We start from the raw sequence: 24,032 nt of genomic DNA, 5'->3' as shown, positions 1-24,032 counted from the left end.
CACGGTGTGGGGCATCCGCGACACCGACTCCTGGCGCGCGAGCGGCACCCCGCTGCTCTTCGACGGCAGCGGCAACAAGAAGGCCGCCTACACCTCGGTCCTCAACGCCCTCAACGCGGCCGACCCGACGGGCCCGACGACCACCGACCCGACCGGTCCCACCACTACCACCACCACCTCGCAGAACCCGGGTGGCGGCTGCACCGCGACGTACTCCGAGGGCCAGAAGTGGAATGACCGCTTCAACGGTCAGGTCACCGTTTCGGGAACCAACAACTGGGTCGTCACGGTCACCGTCGGTTCCCCGCAGCGCATCATCGCCACCTGGAACACCACCGCCACGTGGGAATCGGCCAACGTCATGACCGCGCGCCCCAACGGCAACGGCAACACGTTCGGCTTCACCATCCAGCACGGCGGCAACTGGAACTGGCCCAGCATCTCCTGCCGGGTCGGCTGAACCGGCTGCGGGAGGGCCCGGTGCCACGGGCCCTCCCGCACCACCCCGGGTCCGTCCACCGCCCGTCCTCCGACCGGGGCGACCGCGCGTTCGAGCAGAGGGGACGGCAGTGGGGAACAGGATCAGCGGCGTGCCCGCGATGGGTGACGTCGCCCGGCTGGCCCGGGTGTCGCACCAGACGGTGTCACGGGTGCTCAACGGGCACCCGCACGTCCGGCAGCAGACGCGGTTGCGGGTCCGGGCGGCGATCGAGGAACTGGGTTACCGGCCCAGCGAGGTGGCACGCGCCCTGGTGACGGGCCGGTCGCGGTTCATCGGGGTGGTGGCGCACGACTCCACCCTGTACGGGCCGGCCTCGCTGCTCGCGGCCTTCGAGCAGGCGGCGACCGAGGCCGGGTTCGTGGTCACCGCCCTCCGGGCCGACGTCCGGGACCGGGCGTCCGTCTCCAGGGCGCTGGAGTGGCACCGCGGCCGGCAGGTGGCGGGCATCGTCGTCATCGCGCCCACGGCGCCGGTGCACGACGCGGTCGACACCGTCCGGTCCGGGACGCCGCTGGTGATGGTGGACGGCGACCCGGGGCGTTCGACGCCGACGGTCACCGTCGACCAGGTGGCCGGGGCCGCCGCGGCGACCCGCCACCTGCTCGACGCCGGGCACCGGACCGTGTGGCACGTCTCCGGCCCGCCGGACTGGTTCGACAGCGCGGGCCGCGTCGTCGGCTGGCGGTCGGCCCTGGAGGGCGCGGGGCGCGAGGTGCCGCCGGTCGCGCCCGCGGGGTGGAGCGCCGCGTCCGGGTACCGGGTGGGCCGGGAGTTGGCGCTGATGCCCGACGTGACGGCCGTGTTCGCGGCGAACGACCACCTGGCGCTGGGCATCCTCCGCGCGATGCACGAGCGGGGCAGGCGGGTGCCGCGCGACGTGAGCGTGGTGGGCTTCGACGACGTGCCCGAGGCCGCCCACTTCATCCCGCCGCTGACCACCGTCCGACCCGACTTCGACGCCGTGGCCCGCGATGCCCTGGCCCTGCTGCTGGCCCAGGCCGGCGGAGGTGCGGCGGGGGACGTCCCGCGCAGCCGCGAGCCGGTCCTGGTGCCGCGCGACAGCGTGCGACCGCCGGCGACCTAGGGCGCACCGCCGGTCCTGCTCGGCGAGTGGCTGTCCTGGAGGCCGGCGACGAGGTCGGCGATGGTGTGCGCCCGGATGTCGTCGAGCGGCTCGGTGGTGAAGCGGCCCGCGACGGCGCGCACGTAGTCCTCGGCCGGGGCGGCGAGACCGTCGTAGACGGCGGCGAACAGGTCGCGGGCGGGTTCGCGGAGCCAGTCGGCAGGGAGGAGCCTCGCGGGCAGCCGGGGGTCGAGGTAGGGCAGGCGGCGGTAGGTGTCCATGACCTCGGTGCGGGCGCGGACCGCGTCGGCGCCGGTGACCCCGGTGCCGCGCACGCGGTCGAGCAGCGGGCTCCAGCGCCCGATGAACACTTCGTACCGCTCGGCGACGGCCGCCGTGTCCCAGGCGTCGAGCGGGTTGCGGTGGATCACCGCGTCGAGGTCGACGTGCCTGGCGCGGAAGACCGTGACCGCGCCGAAGGTGAGTTCGACGAGGTGCTTCTTCGCCTGCTCGGTGAGGTCGTGCGGCGAGATCCAGAGGCCGTCGTACAGCGGGGCGTACCCGAGCCAGCGCAGGCGGCTGCGGAGTTCCCGACGCCGGGCGACCTCGTCCTGGGGGAGGGAGAACGCGATCAGCGTCCAGTGCTCGTCCCACGTCCCCGCCCCGGCGTCGGAGGAGGCGATCGCCCGCCCGCCCGCGGACAGGACGGCGGCGGCGGACCGGGTGAGCCGGTAGGAGCTGTTGCGGCCACGCTTGCTGCCCTCCAGCACGCCGCGGCGGGCGAGCCGGCTGATGGCCGTCCGGGCGCCGGCGCTGGTCACCCCGGCCTCGGCGAGCAGCGCCACGATGGCCGCCGACGGCAGCCAGGCCCGGGTGCGCAGCGTGTAGTCCGCCAGCAGCGTCACGGCCAGGCCCTGCGGGGAGTTGCCGGACTGCCGCCGGGGGAGCCGGACCGGCCCCGCGGCGTCGTCCGGGAAGATCTCCTCGATGTCGTAAGGGCTCGTCACGGCGGCTCCGGCGGGCTCGGGCGGGCGGTCGCCACCGACTGTATTCGGCCCTGCGCGCGGCGACCGGCGCGGTCAACCGAGACAGTCGATTGACAGTTTTGTGGCCGGCGAGCAAGCTAAGTGTCATACGATGGGTGTGGGCCTGACCAGGCAGGACGAGATCGAGCACTGCTGTCGACGCCGGTCCCCGTCGGGATCGCGAGCGGATTCCCACCCGTCGCACCGCAGGCACGCGCACACCCCTCCCCGCCGGTCGTCCGACCGCGCGCGACAAAGGAGTCAACCGCATGAAGATCACCCGTAGTCTCGTGCTCGCCGCAGCCGCGTCACTGGCCGTGGCCGGCCTCGCGACCACGGCGCCCTCACCCGCCTCCGCGGCGACGTTGACCGAGGTCACGGGCTTCGGCGACAACCCCGGCGGGATGCGCATGCACGTCTACGTGCCGGACTCCCGCCCGGCCAACCCCGGGATCGTGGTCGCCATGCACGGCTGCGGCGGTTCGGGCCCGGGCTTCCACTCGGGCAGCGAGTTCGCCTCGCTGGCCGACCGGCACGGGTTCGTCGTCGTCTACCCCAGCGCCGAGCAGCAGGCCGGGTTCGGCAAGTGCTTCGACACCTGGTCCGACGCGGCCAAGCGCCGCGGCGGCGGCAGCGACCCGGTTTCCATCGTGTCGATGGTGAACTACGTCCAGCAGCGCTACGGCGGCGACCCGAACCGCGTCTACGCCACCGGCTCGTCCTCCGGCGGCATGATGACCAACCACATGCTCGCCCTGTACCCGGACGTGTTCAAGGCCGGCGCGGCCTTCATGGGCGTGCCCTTCAACTGCTTCGCGAACGCCGCCGACTACCCGCCCGGCAGCAGCAGGTGCACGGGCGGCGGGGGCGCGAACCGCACCCCGCAGCAGTGGGGCGACGCGGTGCGGCAGGCGTACCCCGGCTACACCGGCACGCGCCCTCGCGTCCAGCTCTGGCACGGCACGAACGACACCCTCGTGCCGTACTCGCTGCTCCAGGAAGCGATCGAGCAGTGGACCGACGTGTTCGGCCTGAGCCAGACGCCGACGTCCACCGACACCCCGCAGACCAACTGGAACCGCCGCCGCTACAACGACGCCTCCGGCACCACCCGGGTCGAGGCGTACAGCGTCCAGGGCGCCGGGCACAACCTGCCGTCCGCGGGGATGGCCGCGCGCGCCATCGCGTTCTTCGGCCTGGACGGGACCGGCGACCCCACGACGACCACCTCGACGACGACCACCACCAGCACCACCACGACCACCACCACCACGCCCGCCCCGGGGGGTTGCACCGCCTCGGTGTCGCTGAACTCGTGGACCGGTGGGTTCGTGGCGACGGTGAAGGTGGTCGCCGGGGCCTCGGCGCTGCGCGGCTGGACGGTCACCACGCCCCTGCCCGCCGGCACGACGGTGACCAACGCCTGGGGCGCCGGGCGCAGCGGCAGCAGCGGAACGGTCGACTGGACCAACGTCGACTACAACGGCTCCGTCCCCGCCGGTCGTTCGGTGGAGTTCGGCTTCCAGGGACCCGTCGAGGTCAGCTCGCGTAGCGGCGCACGGTCTCCGGGTGGAGGACGAGGCGGACCCAGTCCTCGGCCGACAGCCCGGCGAGGTCGTCGGCGCGGGCAGGGTCGTCGAGGTCCCAGTAGCGGGCGGCCAGGCGGGCGCACAGGTCGTGCGCCCCGTCGGGCTCCACGGTGACGCGGCCCGCGACCGACAACCAGCGCTCGCGCTCACCCACCGGAGCGGCGACGACGATGGAGGCGCGCGGGTCGCGGCGCAGGCGGCGCACCTTGACCGCGTTCGGGCTCGTGAAGAGCTGGACCGCGCCCTCGGCGGTGACCTCGAACCACACCGGCCGGGGTTGGGGCGGGGTGGGTCCCCCGGCCACGGACAGGAAGCCGTGCAGGGGGCGTCGGAGGAACTCCAGGTCCTCCGCGGTCAGCGCACTGGTGACGGTGCTCATCGACGTCCTTCCCGTGGTCGCGGGGGAGCGGTCCCCGGTCGGTCGGTCATCCCCAGGCCCCCGCCGCCGCGGCCCGCAGGACGTAGTCCTCGAAGGAGCGGGGCGCCCGTCCCAGCACGGTGGCGACGTCGTCCGTCGTCGCGGCGAGCAACCCGCGTTCCATCAGCACGAACATCTCGGCGACGTGGTGCGCGTCGTCCTCGTCCCAGCCCGCCCCGACCAGCGACGCGGCGTACTCGGCGGGGGAGGTCCGCCGGTAGGTGACGGGTCGCCCGGACGCCCGCGAGATCAGCTCGACGGCCTCGCCGAAGGTGACGGCACGCGGCCCGGTCAGCTCGTAGACCCGTCCGGCGTGCCGTCCGCCCTCGCCCAGCACGGTGGCCGCGACGTCGGCGACGTCCTCCACGTCGACGAACGGCTCGGGCACCGAGTCGGCCGGGAGCGCCAGCTCCCCGGCGACCAGCGGGGCGTGGAAGAGGTCCTCGTCGAAGTTCTGGTCGAAGTTCGACGCGCGCAGGACGGTCCACTCCAGCGCCGAGCCGCGCACGGCGTCCTCCGCCGAGCGCATGTCCAGCCCGAACTCCGAGTCACCCCAGGTGTCGGCGCCACGCCCGGAGAGCAGGACCAGCCGCCGCACCCCGGCGGCCTCGGCGCGGGCCACGAACCCGTGCACCGGGCCCGGCACGGGCGGGGCCACCACGTAGACGGCGGCGACATCCCGCAGGACCTCGTCCCAGCCGTCGGGGTCGGACCAGTCGAACCGGGTCGGGCTCGACCGGGAGGCGGTGCGCACCGGCGTGCCGCGCAGCCGCAACCGGGCGGCGACCCGCCGGCCGGTCTTGCCGGTCGCGCCGAGGACGAGAGTGGTGCCGTTGTTCATGCCACCGAGTGAACACGGCCTGCTCGGACTTGCCCATAGGTGAGAAGCCGAACCAACTACGTGATCGTCTAACCTCGTGGGGTGGACGCGTTCAGTGACCTGATCCGCGGGGTGCGGGCCCACGGCTCGCTGTTCGGCAGTTCGACCCTGGCCCCGCCCTGGAACCTGCACTTCGTGGACGGCGCGCCGCTGACCCTGTGCACCGTCCTCACCGGGAAGGGCTGGATCGTGCCCGAGGGTCGCCCACCCGAACCGCTCCGCGCCCGCGAGACGATCGTCGTGCGCGGCCCCGCGACGTTCGCCTTCGTCGACGAGGTCGGCACCCGCGCCGAACCGGTCTCCTGCGGCGAGCACTGCGCGACGCCCGACCAGGGCGGCACCCGCTACCGGCTGGGCTGGAACGACACCGGGTGCGCCGCCGGCGGAGACGGGACGACCCTGATCGTCGGCGCCTACCCGGTGCGCGGCGAGATCAGCCGCCGCCTGCTCGACGCGCTGCCCGTGGTGCTCCGCGTGGACGCCGGCGGCACGGGCGACCCCGTGCTGGACCACCTCGCCGCCGAGGTCGCCGTCGACGCCCCGGGCCAGCAGGTGGTGCTGGACCGGCTGCTGGACTGGATGCTGGTCTGCACGCTGCGCGAGTGGTTCGACCGGCCGGACGGCCGCCCGCCCGCCTGGTGGGCGGCCCAGCGGGACCCGGTGGTCGGTGACGCGCTGCGCCTGCTGCACGCCGAACCGGCGGCGGCGTGGACGGTCGCCGCGCTGGCCGGCCGCACCGGGGTGTCGCGCGCGACGCTGGCCAAGCGGTTCACCGACCTGGTCGGCGAACCGCCGCTGACCTACCTGACCCGCTGGCGCATGACGCTCGCGGCGGACCTGCTGGTCGAGCGCGAGGCGGCGACGATCGCCGACATCGCCCGCACCGTGGGGTACGCCAACCCGTTCGGGTTCAGCGCGGCGTTCAAGCGGGTCCGGGGCGCCAGTCCGAGCGAGTTCCGGCGCGCGGCGACCGCCCCGGTCGGCTCCGACGCCTGACCAGGCCGGCGACGACCGGGCACCCCGGCACGACCCGATCGGCCGCCCCGGGCGTCCACTCCGGACGCGGCCTCCACCGCACCGCCGGTGGTCGTGCGGGACCCGGGAGCGCCCCCGGCGGCTCCGACCACCCGTCCGGTGGTAATTCGCTTGACCCGGGCCCGGGTCGCGACTGCACTGCGGCGGACACCACGCGTCGTGGTGCGCGCACACCCGGAGGCAGTGCCGACGATGGAGATCCGTTCCACGACCGACCAGGACCGCGACGTCTTCGTCGACACGCTCCTCGCCGCGTTCGCGCGCTTCCCCGAACCCCCGGCCGAGGACGGTGGCGGGACCTGGTGGTCGGCTCTGGAGATGGACCGCGGCCTGCTCGCCGTGACGGCGGACGGGCGGCCCGTCGGCACCGCCGCCGCGTACTCCTTCGAACTCACCCTGCCCGGCGAGGTGGTCGTCCCGACCTCGGGGGTGAGCGCCGTCGGCGTCCTGCCCACGCACCGGCGCCGGGGCGTGCTCAGCGCGATGATGCGGCACCAGCTCGCGGAGCTGAGGGCACGCGGCGAGTTCCTGTCCGTGCTGCTGGCCAGCGAGGCCACGATCTACCGCAGGTTCGGCTACGGGCCCGCGACCCACACGCAGCGGCTGACCGTGCAGCGTCACCGGGCCGCCCCGGCGCTCCCGCGCGCGGCGGCCGCCGTCCAGGACCCCGGCTCGGTCGAGCTGCTGCGGCGTGCCGACTGCGGCCCGGTCATGGAAGAGGTCTACGACCGGTACCGCCGCGCGCAGCCCGGCGCGCTGTCCCGCCCGCACCGCTGGTGGGCGCTGGGCGCCGGGCAGTCCCCGACCGCCCGGACGCCGCGCCACGTCGCCGTCCACCGCGACGCCGGCGGCGTCCCCGACGGGTACGCGAGCTACTCGCTCGACCCGCCCGACACCCTGGTCGTCGACGAGACCATCACCACCGACGACGTCGCCTCCGCGACGCTGGCCCGGTTCGTGCTGGAGCACGACCTGGTCACCCGGGTCGTGTTCAAGCACTGCCCGCCGGACCACCCGCTGCGCTGGCAGCTGGCGGACCTCCGCGCCGGGCAGCCGGGCGACGACATGGACTGGCTCTGGGTCCGGCTGCTCGACGTCCCGCGCGCCCTGACCACCCGCGGGTGGTTCGCCGACGGCGAGCTGGTCCTCGACGTGGACGACCCGTTCCGGGGGGAACGCGGCCGTCACCTGCTCACCGTCCGGGCAGGTGGGGCCACCTGCGTCCCGACGGACCGGGAGCCCGACCTGTCCCTGGACGTGAGCGACCTCGGCTCGGTCTACCTGGGCGGCACCAAGCCGAGCACCCTCGTGCGCGCCGGGCACATCCGCGCCCACCACCCCGGAGCGGCCGCCCGCGCCGACGCGCTCTTCCGCGCCGAACGCTCACCGCACTGCCTGCACTGGTTCTGACGCCCGCGCCGGTGCGACGTGGCGCGGACGAGCGTCGGGCCCGCCGGTCGACCGGCGGGCCCGAGTGGTGTGGTGGTGTGGTGTCAGCGGTGGGCGCGGTGGCCCCGCTTGGTGACGACGTGGTAGACGCCGAGCACGATCAGCGAGCCGAGGATGGCCAGCAGCCAGGTGCTCAGGTCGAAGAAGCTGCCGATGTCGGAGCCGAAGATCGCGCGGCCGATGAACCCGCCGAGGATGGCGCCGACGATGCCGAGCAGCATGGTGATGACGATGCCGCCGGGGTCCTTGCCGGGCATGACGGCCTTGGCGATGGCGCCGGCGATGAGACCCAGAACGATCCAACCCAGGATGCCCACGGTGCTTCCTTGTCCTCGTGTCACGCCGTCTCCTGTGACGCGGCGTGATCGTTACCGGCACCGGGTTGCCCATCCCGCACGGATTTCACACCTGCGGTGGACGATTCGCGGACACGGCGCGCCGACTGTCGTCGAGGCGGTCCGCGGTGGTCCATACTCGCGTGGCACTCGTCGTCGCGGAGAGGAGTCCGATGGGCTGGGACCGGCCTCCCGGGCATGACCGGGAGACGATCGGGCAGACCGATGTGCTACCGGTGGTCGCGCTGGTCACGGCGTTCTTCCTGCCACCGCTGGGGGTCGTGCTGGGGGTGCTGGCGATCCGCGAGGCGCGTCGACACGGCGGTGGGCGAGGGCCGGCGGTGGCAGCCGTCGTCCTCGGTGCGCTGGCGTCCCTCGTCTGGCTGATTTCCGTCGTGATGCCGGAGAAGTTCGCCCACGTCGTCTTCGTGCTCTTCCACTGACCACGGGAGAGTCCTGCCGTCCCGGCAGGTGAACCCGGGTGGCGCGGAAGCCGTACGGCGCGAAACGCACCACGCGTTCCCGCGAGGACGGCGACCTCTCGTGCGACGCGAGGTCGCCGTCTCGAACCCTGCGGGCCGCGGCGGGGGAACCGGTCACCGCACGGGCCTGGCCGCGCCTACGGCGCCTCCCGCAACGGCCAGACCTCGACGACGCCGTGCGCGACCGCGCACGGGGTCTTCGACGCGATCCGGACGGCCTCCTCCAGCGTGGCCGCCTCGATGATCGCGAACCCGGCGACCGGGAGGGCCGAGGACAGGAAAGGTCCGCTCTCCGCGGTCGTGCCGGCACCGTCGTGGTTCCGCACCTGCACGGGTGTGCCGGCGATCCCCATGGGTTCGCCCGTCGCGTGCAGGAGGGCGTCGTGGGCGTGCGCCTCGTCGAGCACGGCCGCGTCGGTGCGGTCGTAGCCCTCCCGGTCCCCGTACCCGATGGTCACGAATTTCGGCATGGCACTTCCTCCGGTAGGTGTGGTCCGCCCGACGGTAGCGCCCGGGGGTGGAGCCGACACCGCGCGGCGGCGCGTGACGCCAAGTCGGGCGACCACGTCCCGATCCGCCCGCGCCGGGTTCCCGGTGCGCGACGTGCGCGACGAGGTGCCGGCGGACGGGGCGGACGGTCAGGTGGCCGGGGCGTCCTCGGGGAGTTCCGTCGTGCGGGCCGGACGGGACGTCCGGATCATCCACCAGCAGAACGCGCGCCCGTGGCCGCTCACGGGCGGCACGGTGCCCGTCGGGGCGGTGGCGTTCCTCGGGCCGGCGGTCGCCGGCGGAGTCGCACTGCTGCGCAGCGGGCTGCTGAGCCCGACCGCCGCGCTGTGGGTGGCGCCCCTCGCGTTCGCGACCGGTGTCGCGGTGTCGCGGTGGCGTCGCTGCGCCCGCGGAGCAGGCGGGTGTTCCTGGTGGCGTCGGCGTTCAGGCAGAAGTACTGGCTCGCCGGGCTGGTGCAGGACATGCACGGCGTGCTGGACCGCAACGGGCTGGACCTGGTGCTCAAGACGCCGGAACGCGACTACGACGCCGCCGCGCAGGCGCACCACCTGAGGCGCCTGGTCCGGTCCCGGCGCGAGTACCCCGGTGGGCTCGTGCCGGTCGTCTTCGCCGACATCGAGCTGTTCGGCGACGAGGCCCGCTACCCGCCCAACGCCGCGTTCGTCGGGTACCTCTCCTCGGACCTGGGCCGGCTCGCCGCCAGTGGCTCGCGGAGCACTTCGCGCGACACGGGGTCCGGCGTCCCAGGGTGCTCATCGTGGCCGGCCGGGAGCACCCGGACCGGCAGCGGTGCTGCGCGCCCGCGTCGACGACGTCTCCATCGAGGTGGAGGACGGCTGCGCGTTCCAGAGGTTCCGCGCCCACGACGCGGTGGAGAGCGGTGGAGACCCACGTGCGCAGGCTCGACGTCCGGCACGGGCGGCTGGACGCGGTGTTCCGCACCAACGACGAGACGGCGCTCGGCGCGGTGGACGCCTCGCGGGCGAACGATTCCCCCGCGACCGGGAGCACCGTGGTCATCGGTGTGGACGGGGTGCCCGAGGTCCTCGCGCTGATCGACAGCGGCGCCGGTCCCCTGCGCGCCACCGTGGTCCTGGACTCGCACCGGCTCGCCGAGAGCGCGAACCACGTGCTGACGCGGATGCGGCACGGGCGGGCGACCGCGAAGCGGACCGTGTTCCGGCCCGAGGTGCACCAGGCGGCCGACGAAGCCGCCGCCGACCCGGCGGACCCTCGGCGGACGTCGGGCCGGCGCTGACGCGGAGGTCGCCCGAGGGGGTCGCCGGGGTTCGCTCGGCCTCGACCCGCCCCCGGGTGTCCGTCCTGTGGGCGATCGGGTCCCGGATCTCCTCCGACGGCGACAGGAGCGACTGGCCCCCGCCGCTGCGGCGGGCCCGCGGTGTACCGGGCGAACCCGGCCAGGCAGGGGGCGGGCCGGGCAACGAGGCCACGACCGCCAGGGACTCCACGCGCCCGAGCGCAGGGGGACATCGCGTTTCCGGAGCCACTCCGTCGCCGAACGGTGGGCGATGGCCAGGTCGCCCCGCGCGGAGCGGCGGCGACGTACCCGCACCTCGCGTGAGGGCGGGGCGTGCCGCCTGACCGCGACCAGGACGGCGCGGCCAGGCGGCGGACGGTCAGGTGTACTCGGGCAGGACGAGCGCCACGTCGTGCGGTGACGGCATGGCCGCCACCTCCTCGGCCATCGTCCTGACCGCGCCGAGCACGGCCTCGTCGGTGAGCAGGCGGCGTGCTTTGGCCGCGACCACCTCGGCGGTCAGGTCGTCGGGGAGAACCTGATCGCCGAGCCCGGCGGAGGCCACCACGTCGGCATTGGCGAACTGGTCCGCGCCCTGCGGCAGGACCAGGTGCGGCACGCCCGTGGCGAACGTGCCCATCGTGGTGCCGGCGCCGCCGTGGTGCACCACGAGGTCCACGTGCGGCAGGAGGTCGGCGTGCGGCAACCACGGCAGCACGAGCACGTTGTCCGGCGTCTCGCCCAACGCGCCCACCGCGACGCTCGGACCGGTGGACACGATCACCCGCGTGCCGAGCGTGGCCAGGCCGGCGATGGCGGTGCGCAGCACCCGAGGGTCGCCGAACGCCGTGCCGAACGTCAGGTACACCAGCGGCTCGCGGTGCTCGCGCACCCACGGCGGCAGCTCGCCCGGCTCGGAGAACGGCACCGGCCGCAGCGGGACGACGAGGGCCGGCGGCACCGGCAGCTCCGGGTCCTGCACCGACGGCGGGCAGATGTCGAGGTAGGGGTTGCCCAGGGACATGAGGTCGCCGTCGGGCAGGTCGACGCCCAGCTCCGCGGCGACCTCCGCCAAGTGGGCGCGCAAGACCTCGGGAGGTCCTGTCGGCCGCCACATCCGACCGAACGAGTGGCACACCGCGGGCACGCCCGCGACCCTCGCGGCCAGTCCCGCGCCGGGGTTGGCCAGCTCGTGCACGACCAGGTCGGGTTTGCGGTCGGCGATGACCGGCGCCAGGTCGGCGGCGTGGCTGCGCGGCAGGATCGAGCCGAACACCCGCGAAACCCGCTCGGGCCGGAAACCGGGTGCCTTGCGGGCCGCAGGGCCCGCGTCGGCCAGGTCGAACGCCGCGAGCATGTCCATGCCGTTGGCGACGTGGTCGATGCCGTGGGCGGTCACGGCGCGCTCGAACGGCGACGTGGTCGCGAACGTGACGTCGTGGCCCACCTCCCGGGCGGCGATCGCCAGCGGCAGGAGGGGATAGGCGTGTCCGTGTGAGCCGAGGCTCGAGAAGAGGATTCGCACCCGCACGAACGTAGTGAGTCGGCGTTCGCGGGAGGCGGGTTCGCCCGGTCGCCGGGGTCGGCCCGCCGCCGGGCGTCGGCTACAGCGCCGGACCCGCCTCCAGCAGGGCTCCCACCGCCTGCCGCAGCGCCCGCAGGCGGTCCACGTCGGCGGGCTGCGCCGCGACGGGGCGGGCGTGCCCCGGGTGGTCGAGGACCGTCGAGGTGTCGGCGACGGCCAGGACCACCCGGCGGGCTTCCCGGGGAAGCCGCTCGTCGCCCACGACGCGGAGCGCCGCGTCCAGGGCGCGCACGGACGCGCTGCGGAAGTGGTGCGACCACAAGCCCGTCCCGCCGTCGGCCAAGGCGATGGCGGCGGAGGCGAAACCGCGGCGGACGTAGGGCGGACGCGCGGGGGCCTCCACGATCGACTCGCAGGCGGCGGCCACGGGCGTGATCCGGCGCAACCGCGCGCGCACGAGGCACAGGGCGTGCGCGGCGGCGCCCGCCCCGGTGTCGCCGCCGTGCGCGAGGGGCAGGAGTTCCGCCTCGGCGGCGAGGTCGTCGTCCCGGTCGCGGGCCCACGCTCCCCGAAGGAGCAGGCGTGCGGGCAGCGACCACGCGCTGGTGTCCCGTGCCACGGCGTCGGCGACCTGCCGGCCGGTGTCGTCGCCCAGCGCGTCGAGTGCGGCCGCGTAGGTCACGACGGCGGGTGCGGCGCTCGTGTACGGGTTGGGTTCGACGAAGAGGCGCGTGCGCCAGTCACGGGCCAGGGGGGCGAGGTCGCGCGCCCGCAGCGCCCCGGCGCCGTGGAGCAGTTCGAGCAGCACGGCGACCGCGGGCTCGTCGAGGTCGGTCCGGCCGAGTGCCGCCCGCAGCCCGTCGAGGTGCCGGTCGACCAGGGTTTCCCGCAGCTCGACCGCCGCGTCCCGGCCGGCCCTGGTGGTGGGGTCGAACCCCGGGCTGGGCGGGAGGCCGAGGGCGGCGCGGGCGCCGTCGACCGCGGCCGGCCACGGGTCCGCCGGGTCGGTGACGGGGGTCCTGGTCCAGCGGTCGGCGACGACGACCCGCAGCCACGGCGGCACCCGTTCGTCGCGCAGGGCGGCGAGGGCGTGCTCGCGCCGCTGACCGCCGTGGCGCGCGACCAGGCCGGCCGCGGTGGCACGGGTGTCCCCGCCGGCTGCGTCGACCTCCGCGGCCAGCTCGACGGCGGCGGCCACGGGGTCCGCACCGGCCTGTTCCACGAGGTCGAGGTAGACGCCCGTGTCGCGCCCGCCGAGCGCCGCCGCCCGTGCCGTCCGCAGCGCCTCGGGATCGTCCCAGGCGCGCAGGAGAGCGCCGTCGGCCCGCCCCCCGGCGGCCAGTGCCGCAGCCGCCTCCCGGGACCTCGCGTGGCCGACCCGGAGCGCGTGCGAGACCACGGCAGGCGCCTCGGACCCCAGCTCCTCCAGACCTCCCGGCGAGCACGCGACGTCCAGGTCGTCGTCGGTCAGCGCACGCCGCAGGCGCAGTGCCCGCACGGCGGGTGCCAGGAGGTCCCGCATCCCGGTGTGTGCGACCACCTCGTGGAGGAGTGCCCGCTCGCCGTCGCGCAGCGGCGCGAGCAGCTCGTCGCACAGCACGGCCAACCGCGTCCGCCACTGCTCCGCGAGAGCCGGGTCCACCCGCGCGGGAGCTGCGTCCCGGTGCAGCACGAACACCTCGCCGTCGGTGCGTCCACCGAGGACCGCGAACCCGTGCGGCTCCAGGCCCGCCAGTGCCCGCGCCACGACCGCCCGGTCCCCGCCGAAGAGGACCCGCTGCGGTCGCACGAGGACGCCCGCGCCGTCGAAACCGTCGGCCTGGGTGTGCCACCCGACGTACGGGTGCGACGCGGGCAGCCCGCGCCGCGCGAGTTCGGCCCGGGCCTCGTCGTGGACCTCGTCGCGCATGACCAGGTGCGGTCCCGGTTCGACGAACACCACTCCCGGCGCGGCGCGGAGGACACCGAGGACCACGGCTTGATCGGACATGCGGGACAGCCTAGGCACCGGGGTCCGCGCGGTACCCCGGAGCGTCCCGCCGCCGGTCGTCGACCACGACGTGCCCGGCCGCCGGGGCACCGGCGCGGTCAGGGGTGTCCTGCCGGATCAGGGCTTCACGCCGAGCGCGGCGACGATGCAGTGACCGGCCGCGGGGAGGGTGGTGCGCGGTCCGTCCGGCCACCACTCGTCCGCGACGACCAGGCCGGGGTCGAGCAGTTGCAGGCCGTCGAGCATCGGCGTGATCTCGTCGCGGGTGCGGAAGTGGCCGCGGTTGATGCCGCTGTTGAGGATGCCCTGGACGCGGCGTGCGACCTCGCTGTTCTCGTCCTCCGGGTCGAAGAAGTGGCTGAAGACCACGTACGAGCCGGACGGCAGCGCCTCGACGTAGCGCCGCATGACGTCCACCGCGGTCCGCGGGTCCGGGCCGGGGTGGTGCTGCAGGGGCGCGACCTGCATGAGTGCGACGGGACGGGTGAAGTCGATCGTGGATCGCACCACCTCGTGGTCGAGCACCTGCGGCGGGTCGAAGATGTCGGCGGCGATGAAGGCGGTGTTGTCGTTCTCCTCCAGCAGCGCGCGGCCGTGCGCGAGGACCACGGGGTCGTTGTCCACGTACACCACGACGGCGTCGGAGTCGAGGCGCTGCGCGACCTGGTGGGTGTTCCCGGCGGCGGGCAGGCCCGACCCGCGGTCCAGGAACTGCTGCACGCCCGCGTTCACCGCGAGGTAGCGGACGGCGCGGATGAGGAACTTGCGGTTGGTCAGCGCGATGCTCGCGACCTCGGGGACGGCGGCGTCGAGCCGGGCGAGGAGTTGGCGGTCGATCTCGTAGTCGTCCTTGCCGCCTAACGCCGCGTCGTAGGCCCTGGCCACGCTCGGAATCGTGGTGTCGATGGCGGATGACCTCGGATCACCCTGCTGTCGTCCTGGTCGGCCATGGGGAATCTCCTGCTCGGAGATGTCGTGCGCGAGCCGTCACCGTATCGTCACGCGCCCCGCCGTCATCCGACCGGCGCGGGCCGCGCGGGCCGGCCGGTTGTCTATCCTTCCGCTGTCGCCGGACCCGGTGGCCGCACGAGCCGTCGCCGGCCTCGAAGGGTGGATGCGGTGTCCTCGCAGGCTGTTGGCAAGCTGCCGGAGCACGACGATCCGGCCGCGGTGCCGCCTCGCCGTCCCGGCGCCACCGGCGGGTGGCAGCGCATGACCGTCCAGGCGTGGTTCTTCGCGCTCCTGGCGGTCATGGGGGTCGTGGTCGTGGTGGGCGCGGTGATCGGCGCGGAGGTGCTGCGGCACACCGCCGAGGTCTCCGACCAGCAGTCGGAGCACATCCAGCCCGCCAGGGCCGAGGCGTACCGCCTGCAGAACGCGGTGGTGGACCAGGAGACCGGCGCGCGCGGCTACGCCGTCACCGCCGACCCGCAGTTCCTCACCCCCTACACCGAGGGCGTCCGGGCCGAGCGCGAGTCGGTCGACCGGTTGCGGGAGCTGCTGGTCGGCCGCGAGCCGCTGCTGGCGGACGTGACCGCCGTCCAGGAGGCGATCGCGGCCTGGCGCCGCGAGTACGCCGACCCGTTGATCGCGGGCGTGGTCGAGGGCGCGCCGAAGCCGGTGGACGTGGCGTCCGCCGAACGGGGGAAGGTCGCCTTCGACAGCCTGCGCCGCCTGTTCGCCGACCAGGACGAGCACCTGCGCCAGGCGTTGGCGGACGGCCGGGCGGAGCTGCTCGACGCGCGGTCGGCGCGCAACTGGGTGCTCGGCCTCGTGGTGCTGGGGCTGGGACTGGCCGGGATCGCCGTCGCCGTCGTGGTGCGCGTGCTGGTCGTGCGGCCCCTCGACCAGCTGCGGTCCACGTCCCGGAGGATCGCCCAGGGCGAGTTCGAGCTGCACATCGTCCCGCACGGCCCGGCCGACCTGCGCGCGGTCGCCGAGGACGTGGAGGCCATGCGCGAGCGCATCGTCGAGGAGTTGGCGCAGGTGCGCGTCCGGGAGGAGCTCCTGGTGGAGCAGGCGGCCGTGCTGGACGCCCGCGCCGAGGAGCTGCGCCGCTCCAACGGCGAGCTGGAGCAGTTCGCCTACGTCGCCTCGCACGACCTCCAGGAGCCGCTGCGCAAGGTCGCCTCCTTCTGCCAGCTGCTGGAGAAGCGCTACGGCGACCGGTTGGACGAGCGCGGCGTCCAGTACATCGGGTTCGCCGTCGACGGCGCCAAGCGCATGCAGGTGCTGATCAACGACCTGCTGACGTACTCGCGCGTCGGTCGCGTCAACCGCGGCAAGGAGCGGATCGACCTCGACCGCGCCCTGGACGAGGCGCTGCGCAACCTCGGCGCGGCGATCGAGGAGAGCGGGGGAGTCGTCGAGCGCCCCGCCGACCTGCCCGCCGTCACCGGCGACCTCACGCTGCTGGTGATGCTGTGGCAGAACCTCGTCGGCAACGCCGTGAAGTTCCACCGCCCGGACCGGCCGCCGCTGGTGCGCGTGACGTGCGAACCGGCCACCCTGGTGGACGGCGCGCCGGCGTGGGAGCTGGCCGTCACCGACAACGGCATCGGCATCCCCGCCGAGTACGCCGAGAAGGTGTTCGTCATCTTCCAGCGCCTGCACGCCCGCGACACCTACACCGGGACGGGCATCGGCCTGGCCCTGTGCAAGAAGATCGTCGAGCACCACGGCGGCGCGATCGCCCTGGACACCGGGCACACCGAGGGCACCCGCATCCGCTTCACCCTGCCCGCCACGGCCACCGGGGCGGAGGACGCCGCCTGAGGAGGCGTCACCAGTACCGGTGACGCCTCCCGTCGGTGTCGGCGATGAAGACGACCGCGTCGGCGCCGGCCACGCCCGCCGGGTCGAGCGGGACGTGGCCGCGCACGATCGGTTCACCCGCGGTGGTCGACGGGGGGAGCGCGTCGAGCAGGGCCCGCGCCGGGAACAGCGCGCGACGGGTGGTCGCCTCGGCCAGCGCGCCCTGGAGGGTGCCCGGAACGCCGCGCGGGTCGGCGTCGGACGCCACGAACGCGTAGTCCTCGCCGAGGGCGAGCGCGACGAGCGCCCCGGCGCCGCACCAGCTCACGTCGTCCTCGCCGAGCCGCATGCCGGCCTGCGCGCGCTGGAGGTGCGCGTTGTGCGCGAACACCAGGACCGGCCCGCGCCGCCGCTCCCGGGCGACGATCGCGAGCAGGTTCTCGGCCATCATCTCGGCGCGCACGCCGAGCAGGGTCGCGAGGCGGTCGGGTCCCGGGTCTGCCATCGCCGCGTGGTAGCGCAGCAGGCCCAGCGCGGTGCGCGCGTGCGCGGCGGCCAGGTCGTAGCCGTCCGGGTCCACCGGTCGCAGGAGCGGCGCCGCGCGGCGCAGCGCGCTGGCGAGGTCGTCGGCGACGACGCGCAGGGCGCGGGCGCGGTCGGAGTCGCCGACGGACGCCGACGGGTCGTGCACGACCGCCTCGTTCGCCCACTCGGCGTCGTCGCCGAGCAGCGCGTCGAGGTCGCGGACCGACTTCGGCCGCAGCGCCGCGGGCAGGTGGTCGCGGACCGCGAACAGGGAGCGGCGCGGGCTGGGCGCGGTCGCGGACTCCGTCGGCGCGTCGAAGCCGTGGAAGCGGACCCGGTCGTGCGGCTCGCGGTCGGCGTTGTGCGCGCGGAGCTGTTCGACCAGTTCGCGGTTGCCGGGCACACGGCCGAACCCGTGGCTGAACCCGGTGGCGAGCACCGCGTCGATCCCCCCGTCCGCGCCGCCCGCGTAGTCGTCCACGACGGACGCGGCGAAGAAGTCGGTCTCCAGCACGATCGACCGGTACCCGCGCTCCACCAGGTGCGCGAGGAGTTCGTTGCGCAGCAGCGGGAACGCCTCGATCCCGTGGGTCGGTTCGCCGAGGGCGAGCACGGCGGGCGGCCGGGTCCGCGCGGCGAGCAGGTCGTCGACGGCGCGGCCCAGGCTCGCCGGGTCGTCGAGTTGGCGGCCGATCCGGCGCAGTGCGGTGGCAGTGGACACGAACACCCCTTTCGGAAGGAACTGCCCTCGACGGTATCGTTGAAGATCCGGTTGAAACTTCGGCAGCTCCCACCTGGGATCGACGGCCGCGAGCTTCACAGGAGGTGTGTGCTGAGACCCGTCGACCTGGCCCGGGAGCACGGGTTGTCCGCGCAGGCGGTCCGCAACTACGGCGACGCCGGCGTGCTCCCGCCGACCGAGCGCGGCGAGACCGGCTACCGCCGCTACACACCCCTGCACGCGCAGGCCCTGCGCGCCTTCCTCGCGCTGCGCCGGGGGCACGGGCACCAGCGGGCGACGGAGATCATGCGCGCGACCAACCAGGGCGACACCGAGTCCGCCTACCGGCTCGTCGACGCCGCGCACGTCGAGCTGCTCGCCGAGCGCGACACCCGCGCCGAGGTCGCGGCGGCCCTGGGCAGCCTCTCCGGCGCCGCACCCGCCCCGGTCGACGGGCGACCGCTGACCGTGGGCGAGCTGGCGCGCCGGATCGGCGTGCACCCGGCCACGCTGCGGGCCTGGGAGGCCGAGGGCGTCCTGCGCCCGGAGCGGGACCGGGCCACCGGCTACCGCGAGTACGGGCCGGACCGCGTGCGCGACGCCGAGGTCGCCCGGCAGCTGCGCCGGGGCGGCTACCCGCTGCGCCACGTCGCGCGGTTCGTCGGGTCGCTGCGCGAGGCGGGCGGGGCGGACGCGTTGCGCGCCTTCCTCGACGCCTGGCAGGACCGGCTGACCGCGCGCAGCCGCGACCTCCTCGCCGGCGCGGCGCACCTCGACGCCTACCTGACCCTGCTCGACCGGGCGGGACGGGCGGCGTGCCCGCGGCCCTGACCGGCGGTTACGGTGGGTGGCGGGTGTCGGACAGGGGTGCGCATGATCAGGTTGGACCGCATGGTGAACGTGCTCGGCGGCTACGGCGTGCGGGTGGCGTGCTGCCCGGTGCCGCGGTCGACGGAGCTGCGCAGCGTGGTGCTGCGCGAGTCCACCGACGCCCGGGCGGTCGACGGGGACGTGTTCCTGGCCGTGGGCGCGGGCTCGGTCCCCCGGGCCGTGGAGTGGGCGGTGGCCGCGCGGGCGAGCGCGGTGCTGGCGCACGGTGACGACGAGGCGGCGGGGGAGGCCGCCGCGCTGGGGGAGGCCGCCGCGCTGGGGGAGGCCGCCGGGATCGCCGTGCTGGTGGTCGACCCGTCGGTGTCCTGGAGCCAGTTGGCCGGGGTGGTCTACGGGCTGGTGCTGGAGGGCCGGGAGACCGAGTCCGGGCGGGGACCGACCGACCTGTTCGCGCTGGCCGACAGCCTGGCCGGCGCGGTGGGCGGCGCGGTGACCATCGAGGACCGGTCGTCACGGGTGCTGGCGTACTCCAGTTCGCAGCAGGGCGCCGACCGGGTCAGGCTGGAGACGATCCTGGGCCGGCGGGTGCCCGACGGGCTGCGGGGGCTGTTCGAGGCGCGCGGGGTGTTCGCGCACCTGGCCGCCCACGACGAGCCGCTGTTCGTGGCGCAGGACCCGGAGCACGGCTTGACCGGGCGCATGGTGGTGGCCGTGCGCGCAGGTCGCGAGCTGCTGGGATCGGTGTGGGTGACGTGCGGCGCCCCGTTGACGGGGGTGTCGCGGGCGGCGCTGGCCGACGGCGCGCGCACCGTGGCGCTGCACCTGCTGCGCTCCCGCGCCAGTGCCGACCTGGAGCGCCAGGTCGAGTCCGACCTGACGCTGCGCCTGTTGGAGGGGACCGCCGACGCCGCCACGGTGCTCAGCAGGCTCGGCCTGCCCCGGGAACAGCTGCGGGTCATCGCCGTGCGGGCGCACATCGCCGCCGAGCGGCACGCCGCACTGCTGCTGGCCTTCGAGCGGGCCACCACCGGTTTCGGCTGGTCACGGCCGGGGCGCAGCACCCTGGCGGGCAGCACCCTCTACACCGTCCTGCCCGGTGGGCGGGCGGACTCGGCCCGCGAGTGGGTGGCGCTGCTGCGGGCCGCGCTGCCCGCCGAGGTGACGGTGACCGCCGGCATCGGGGGGACCGCCCCGGCGACCGACCTGCCCGCCAGCAGGCAGGAGGCCGACGAGTGCCTGGCGCTGCACGAAGCGCGCCCGCCGGACGCGGAGCCCCCGGCGTACGACGAGTCGTGGGACGACATCCTGCTCCAGCGGTTGCGCGCCGCGGCGCGGGCCGGTCGGACGCCGGCGCGGGGACCGGTGACCGAGTTGCGCCGGCACGACGAGGAGCACGCCACCCACTACGCGGCGACGCTGCGCGCCTGGCTGGAGTGCCAGGGCGACCTGAGCGGGGCGGGTGACCGGCTGGGCGTGCACCCGAACACGATCCGCTACCGGCTGCGCAAGATGGCCGAGGTGACCGCGCTCGACCTGGACGACCCGCGCAAGCGACTCGCCATGATCATCGACCTCGCCGCGGCCGAGAACGGCTGACCGACGCCGCTGTCGGCTTCCGACAAAGGGCCGTGCCCGAATTGTCGGCCGCGGACAACAGGCCGGTGCGTCCTCCCGGCGATGCTGGCTTCGACAGCAGCACTCGTCCTGGTGGAGGTGGTCGTGGTCGACGTGGAGCGCATCGACGGCGGGCCGCGGTCGGCGGTCGTGGTCGGCGCGGGGATCGTGGGTCTGTCGACCGCGTGGTTCCTCCAGGAGCGCGGCGTCGAGGTCACCGTGGTCGACCGCACCTCGATCGCGGCCGGCGCCTCGTGGGGCAACGCCGGCTGGATCGCACCCGGCCTGGCGATCCCGCTCAACGAGCCGTCCGTGCTGCGCTACGGCCTGCGGTCGCTGCTGCGACCGGACGCGCCCCTGCACGTCCCGCTGACGGTCGACCCGGGGCTCTGGTCGTTCCTGGCGAGGTTCGCGGTGAACTGCCGGTGGTCGTCGTGGACCCGCGCGGTGGCGGCCAACCTGCCGCTCAACCAGGAGGCTGTCGAGGCGTTCGACGTGCTCACCGCCAACGGCGTCGACGCCACCGCGGTCGACGCGCCGATCACCGCCGCCTTCGGGACGCGCCGTCAGGCGGAGGGGCTGCTGCGGGAGCTGCGCAGGATGTCCGACGCCGGGCAGCCCGTCGACCACGTCGAACTCGACGCCGACCGGCTGCGCGAGCACGTCCCCCTGGCCTCGTCGACCCTCACCGCCGGGGTCCGCGTCGACGGGCAGCGCTACACCGACCCCGGGGCCTTCGTGCGGGCGCTGGCCCGCGCCGTGGTCTCCAGGGGGGCGACGGTCCGCCTGGTCGAGGCCGTCGACATCAGCTCCCACGCCACGGGGGTCACGGTCCACACCCGCAGCGGCCGGGCCGTGACCGCCGACGTGGCGGTCGTGGCCACCGGCGCGTGGCTGTCGCGGCTGGCGCGCCGGTGGGGCGTGCGCGTGCCGGTGCGAGCGGGGCGCGGGTACTCGTTCACCGTGCCGGTCGAGCGCCCGGTGCCCGGTCCCGTCCACCTGCCGGACGTGCGCGTGGCGTGCACGCCCTACCAGGGCGGGCTGCGGGTGGCGGGCACGATGGAGTTCCGCGACCCCGACGCCCCCGGCGTCCACGCCCGGCTGGAGGCGATCACCGCCTCCGCCCGACCGCTGCTCGACGGCGTGCGCTGGGACGAGCGCCGCGACGTGTGGGTCGGCCCGCGCCCGGTCACACCCGACGGGCGTGCCCTGATCGGCGCGGTGCGCGCCCCGCACGTCTACGTCGCGGGCGGGCACGGCATGTGGGGGCTGGCCCAGGGGCCGGTCACCGGGCGGCTGCTGGCCGAGCGGATCACCACCGGGAAGCAGCCCGACGCGTTGCGGGCGTTCGACCCCCTGCGCTGAGGGAACGCATGGACACCACGGACCCCGTCCCGGACGGCCGCGCCGCGCTCACCGACGAGGAGCGCGAGGAGCTGACCTGGTTGCGAGCGGAGAACGCCTTCCTGCGCGTCCAGCGCGACGTGCTCACCCGCATCGCCACCGACTACGCCCACGACCTCGAGGTCATCCTCGGCCGCCGCGCCACCGGAGCCTCCCGCCGCTGACCACCCGCCCCATCGACCACCTGTCCCGTCCGAGGAGCCGGCGCCGAACGAGTACCCGGCACCGCGGACACCACCGCCGTCAGGGCGGCGCCGCCCCTCCCGGCCGCCCTGACGGCACCCACCCGTCCGCACGACCCGTGCGAGCGGTCCTCCGATCGAGCACACGACCACGAGGCCACCATGACCAGCACCCACCCCGGCACCCGACGCGTCTGGCTGAGCCCCGACGCCCACCAGCGGCTGCGCACCGAGCTCGCCGGCCTGTTCGCGGCAGGTGCCGCGCCGGTCCACGACGAGACCGACGCGGCCGGGGAGCGCGGCGCGGTGCCGCGCAGGCAGCGCGAGGAGCGCATCCGCGAGATCCGGGAATTGCTCAACGTCGCCGTGGTCGGCCAGGACCCGCCCGACGACGGCGTCGCCGAACTCGGCATGGTGCTCACCGTCCGCTACGACGACACCGGCGACGTCGAGACCTTCCTGCTGGGCCTGCGCGCGGTCGAGCACGGCGACGTCGAGGTCTACTCCCCGGACTCGCCCCTGGGCGCGGCCCTCACCGGCGCGCGCCCCGGTGACCAGCGCACCTACCGCGCCCCCAACGGCAACACCATCCGGGTCACCCTGCTCGACGCCGTGCCCCATGGCCACCACCGTGCCGCCGGCGCGTCCTGACGCGCCCCCGCCGACCACCGCGCCCGCCGGTGCGGTGGTCGGCGGGCGGAGGAGGACAAGCGGCCGATTGACCTCTAGCCAAGATCACGGGTCCTCGACAGGCTCAGGGGTACCGCAGTGTCCTGGGGGGGCACCTACGTGCGTCACTCGCGTGCTTCTTCCCTGCGGTGAGCCGATTTCCTGTCGAAAGGGCAACCGTGGCCATGTCGTCGTCATCACCCCTGTTACGCGGGGCAGCCGTCGCGCTGCTCGTCGCCGGCGCGCTGCTCGCGCCCGCCGCCGCTTCATCGTCCACATCGGACAAACCGGTCGCCGCGGCTCCGTCACCCGACTCCCCGGTCAGCAACCGGGCCGTGCCCGCCCTGCGCGGCGACGCCGCCCGCACCGCGACCGCGCCCATGGTCGACGAGCGGCTCCGCAAGCGGGAGGCGTCCCGCGAAGCCGCCCGCACCTCCGGCACCACGACCATCACGCCGTGGGCCGGCGCGTTGCACGTCGTGTGGGGCGCGTTCCCGAACGTCTCGTCCGACGGGGCGCAGGCCACCCACTCCATCAACCCGGGCATCAGCATCCCGCCCGGCAACCCCGACATCGTGTACGCCCCGACGCTGGTCCCGAGCGGCAAGTCCTGCATCGAGGTGACCACGTTCTACTGGCAGGGCGGCAACGGCGTCGGCGCGTGGGACTGGTGCGCGGCCTCTCCCGGGTTCGCCGCGGTCGCCTGGATCGACTCCAGCTTCGTGAGCACCTACACCACGCCGTTCCAGGGGCTGCCCGCCTACACGGTGCTGGACGTGCAGACCAACGCGGTGACCAACTCCTGGACCGCCTACCTGTACAACTACACCACCTCGTCCTGGGACGCGCTGTTCACCAGCGCCGACACCGCCAAGCTCAGCGAGACGCACGGCGGCTGGGACATGTTCGAGGTCTACACCGAGTACAACTCCGCCACCGGCCAGGGCTACTACTGCACGGAGACCTACGGCACCCAGTACCACGCCGCCAACCTGCAGATCAAGGTCGGCGGCACGTGGAGCGCGTTGACCACGGGCAACTCGTCGGTGACACCGCCGGGCAGCGTGAACAGCACCGACTTCGGCTGCTACGGCCTGTCGTTCACCCTCCAGACGGCCAACAGCCACTGGCAGGTGACGCACTGACACCCGCCGGGCCGGACCGCGTGACCCGATTCCGCCCGGCCCGGCGAGCAGCGCCTGGGTGATCCTCGGAGGAGTCGTCGCGTGGAGACACCGGCCGGTTCGTGGACCCGGCGGTCCTCCACGCGA

At 74.8% G+C, this 24,032-nt stretch carries 22 protein-coding genes and 1 pseudogene; 14 read left to right on the top strand and 9 right to left on the bottom strand.

The genetic code is table 11. The annotated features are described in order from the left end of the window. Positions 1 to 460, top strand: a 460-nt coding sequence (locus tag CKY47_RS31675) for an endo-1,4-beta-xylanase (protein ID WP_306750007.1), incomplete at its 5' end; no start/stop codon positions are given. A 109-nt stretch (positions 461 to 569) separates the two neighbouring features. Beyond that, positions 570 to 1,586 carry a LacI family DNA-binding transcriptional regulator gene (locus tag CKY47_RS31670; protein WP_306750006.1) on the top strand — a complete coding sequence of 339 codons (1,017 nt, stop codon included), beginning with the start codon at positions 570 to 572 and terminating at the stop codon, positions 1,584 to 1,586. On the opposite strand, the gene CKY47_RS31665 is transcribed toward CKY47_RS31670, so the two are convergent. After that, positions 1,583 to 2,572: a PaaX family transcriptional regulator gene (locus CKY47_RS31665; RefSeq protein WP_306750005.1), complete on the bottom strand. Its 990-nt coding sequence runs from the start codon at positions 2,570 to 2,572 to the stop codon at positions 1,583 to 1,585. The two genes, CKY47_RS31670 and CKY47_RS31665, sit on opposite strands and share 4 nt — an antisense overlap. Positions 2,573 to 2,859: 287 nt before the next feature. Between CKY47_RS31665 and CKY47_RS31660 the strand changes: the two are divergent. Further along, a pseudogene (locus tag CKY47_RS31660) lies at positions 2,860 to 4,119 on the top strand (extracellular catalytic domain type 1 short-chain-length polyhydroxyalkanoate depolymerase); the annotation flags it as partial. 10 nt (positions 4,120 to 4,129) lie between these two features. Here CKY47_RS31660 and CKY47_RS31655 read toward each other — a convergent pair. Both CKY47_RS31655 and CKY47_RS31650 read right to left on the bottom strand, forming a co-directional pair. Beyond that, complete coding sequence (locus CKY47_RS31655) at positions 4,130 to 4,558, bottom strand: pyridoxamine 5'-phosphate oxidase family protein (protein WP_306750004.1); 429 nt, start codon at positions 4,556 to 4,558, stop codon at positions 4,130 to 4,132. A gap of 46 nt (positions 4,559 to 4,604) precedes the next feature. Further along, positions 4,605 to 5,438: an NAD(P)H-binding protein gene (locus CKY47_RS31650; protein ID WP_306750003.1), complete on the bottom strand. Its 834-nt coding sequence runs from the start codon at positions 5,436 to 5,438 to the stop codon at positions 4,605 to 4,607. Between the two features lie 81 nt (positions 5,439 to 5,519). On the opposite strand from CKY47_RS31650, the gene CKY47_RS31645 reads away from it, so the two are divergent. Both CKY47_RS31645 and CKY47_RS31640 read left to right on the top strand, forming a co-directional pair. Next, positions 5,520 to 6,473 (top strand): AraC family transcriptional regulator, encoded by a 954-nt coding sequence (locus tag CKY47_RS31645; RefSeq protein ID WP_306750002.1) that lies wholly within the window; start codon positions 5,520 to 5,522, stop codon positions 6,471 to 6,473. Between the two features lie 231 nt (positions 6,474 to 6,704). After that, complete coding sequence (locus tag CKY47_RS31640; RefSeq protein ID WP_306750001.1) at positions 6,705 to 7,922, top strand: GNAT family N-acetyltransferase; 1,218 nt, start codon at positions 6,705 to 6,707, stop codon at positions 7,920 to 7,922. An 83-nt stretch (positions 7,923 to 8,005) separates the two neighbouring features. Here CKY47_RS31640 and CKY47_RS31635 read toward each other — a convergent pair whose 3' ends face one another. Further along, positions 8,006 to 8,278, bottom strand: a complete 273-nt coding sequence (locus CKY47_RS31635; RefSeq protein WP_306750000.1) for a GlsB/YeaQ/YmgE family stress response membrane protein — start codon at positions 8,276 to 8,278, stop codon at positions 8,006 to 8,008. Between the two features lie 191 nt (positions 8,279 to 8,469). On the opposite strand from CKY47_RS31635, the gene CKY47_RS31630 reads away from it, so the two are divergent. Then, positions 8,470 to 8,739 carry a DUF4190 domain-containing protein gene (locus CKY47_RS31630; RefSeq protein WP_306749999.1) on the top strand — a complete coding sequence of 90 codons (270 nt, stop codon included), beginning with the start codon at positions 8,470 to 8,472 and terminating at the stop codon, positions 8,737 to 8,739. Positions 8,740 to 8,915: 176 nt separating this feature from the next. Here CKY47_RS31630 and CKY47_RS31625 read toward each other — a convergent pair whose 3' ends face one another. Further along, complete coding sequence (locus CKY47_RS31625) at positions 8,916 to 9,248, bottom strand: YciI family protein (RefSeq protein ID WP_306749998.1); 333 nt, start codon at positions 9,246 to 9,248, stop codon at positions 8,916 to 8,918. Positions 9,249 to 10,168: 920 nt separating this feature from the next. Here CKY47_RS31625 and CKY47_RS31620 point away from each other — a divergent pair. Continuing rightward, positions 10,169 to 10,546 (top strand): type 1 periplasmic-binding domain-containing protein, encoded by a 378-nt coding sequence (locus CKY47_RS31620; RefSeq protein WP_306749997.1) that lies wholly within the window; start codon positions 10,169 to 10,171, stop codon positions 10,544 to 10,546. 379 nt (positions 10,547 to 10,925) lie between these two features. Here CKY47_RS31620 and CKY47_RS31615 read toward each other — a convergent pair whose 3' ends face one another. The 3 genes from CKY47_RS31615 to CKY47_RS31605 all read right to left on the bottom strand — a co-directional run bounded on the left by CKY47_RS31615 (position 10,926) and on the right by CKY47_RS31605 (position 15,018). Beyond that, complete coding sequence (locus CKY47_RS31615; RefSeq protein WP_306749996.1) at positions 10,926 to 12,071, bottom strand: glycosyltransferase; 1,146 nt, start codon at positions 12,069 to 12,071, stop codon at positions 10,926 to 10,928. A gap of 79 nt (positions 12,072 to 12,150) precedes the next feature. Then, positions 12,151 to 14,061: a hypothetical protein gene (locus CKY47_RS31610; protein WP_306749995.1), complete on the bottom strand. Its 1,911-nt coding sequence runs from the start codon at positions 14,059 to 14,061 to the stop codon at positions 12,151 to 12,153. A gap of 117 nt (positions 14,062 to 14,178) precedes the next feature. Next, on the bottom strand, positions 14,179 to 15,018 hold the full coding sequence (locus CKY47_RS31605) for an SAM-dependent methyltransferase (RefSeq protein WP_371320768.1): 840 nt from the start codon (positions 15,016 to 15,018) through the stop codon (positions 14,179 to 14,181). A 162-nt stretch (positions 15,019 to 15,180) separates the two neighbouring features. On the opposite strand from CKY47_RS31605, the gene CKY47_RS31600 reads away from it, so the two are divergent. Then, the gene (locus CKY47_RS31600; protein ID WP_306749994.1) at positions 15,181 to 16,836 is read left to right on the top strand and encodes a sensor histidine kinase; all 1,656 of its coding nucleotides are present in this window, start codon (positions 15,181 to 15,183) and stop codon (positions 16,834 to 16,836) included. Positions 16,837 to 16,843: 7 nt separating this feature from the next. Here the strand turns inward: CKY47_RS31600 and CKY47_RS31595 are convergent, their stop codons facing one another. Continuing rightward, positions 16,844 to 18,061: an erythromycin esterase family protein gene (locus CKY47_RS31595; RefSeq protein ID WP_306749993.1), complete on the bottom strand. Its 1,218-nt coding sequence runs from the start codon at positions 18,059 to 18,061 to the stop codon at positions 16,844 to 16,846. 111 nt (positions 18,062 to 18,172) lie between these two features. On the opposite strand from CKY47_RS31595, the gene CKY47_RS31590 reads away from it, so the two are divergent. From CKY47_RS31590 to CKY47_RS31565, 6 genes are all read left to right on the top strand, one after another. Next, positions 18,173 to 18,892 carry a MerR family transcriptional regulator gene (locus CKY47_RS31590; RefSeq protein WP_306750012.1) on the top strand — a complete coding sequence of 240 codons (720 nt, stop codon included), beginning with the start codon at positions 18,173 to 18,175 and terminating at the stop codon, positions 18,890 to 18,892. A gap of 42 nt (positions 18,893 to 18,934) precedes the next feature. Continuing rightward, entirely contained in the window at positions 18,935 to 20,488 is a 1,554-nt protein-coding gene (locus CKY47_RS31585) for a PucR family transcriptional regulator (RefSeq protein WP_306749992.1), read from the top strand. An 81-nt stretch (positions 20,489 to 20,569) separates the two neighbouring features. Beyond that, positions 20,570 to 21,871, top strand: a complete 1,302-nt coding sequence (locus CKY47_RS31580) for an NAD(P)/FAD-dependent oxidoreductase (RefSeq protein ID WP_371320767.1) — start codon at positions 20,570 to 20,572, stop codon at positions 21,869 to 21,871. 8 nt (positions 21,872 to 21,879) lie between these two features. After that, positions 21,880 to 22,074 carry a hypothetical protein gene (locus CKY47_RS31575; RefSeq protein ID WP_306749991.1) on the top strand — a complete coding sequence of 65 codons (195 nt, stop codon included), beginning with the start codon at positions 21,880 to 21,882 and terminating at the stop codon, positions 22,072 to 22,074. Between the two features lie 180 nt (positions 22,075 to 22,254). Next, on the top strand, positions 22,255 to 22,743 hold the full coding sequence (locus CKY47_RS31570) for a GreA/GreB family elongation factor (protein ID WP_306749990.1): 489 nt from the start codon (positions 22,255 to 22,257) through the stop codon (positions 22,741 to 22,743). 203 nt (positions 22,744 to 22,946) lie between these two features. After that, complete coding sequence (locus CKY47_RS31565; RefSeq protein WP_306749989.1) at positions 22,947 to 23,906, top strand: carbohydrate-binding protein; 960 nt, start codon at positions 22,947 to 22,949, stop codon at positions 23,904 to 23,906. The last annotated feature ends 126 nt before the right edge of the window (positions 23,907 to 24,032 follow it).

The organism is Saccharothrix longispora (assembly GCF_030852425.1).
Taxonomy (GTDB): domain Bacteria; phylum Actinomycetota; class Actinomycetes; order Mycobacteriales; family Pseudonocardiaceae; genus Actinosynnema; species Actinosynnema longispora.
Note: the sequence above shows the minus strand (reverse complement) of the source record. Positions and strands in the feature narration are given on the sequence as shown.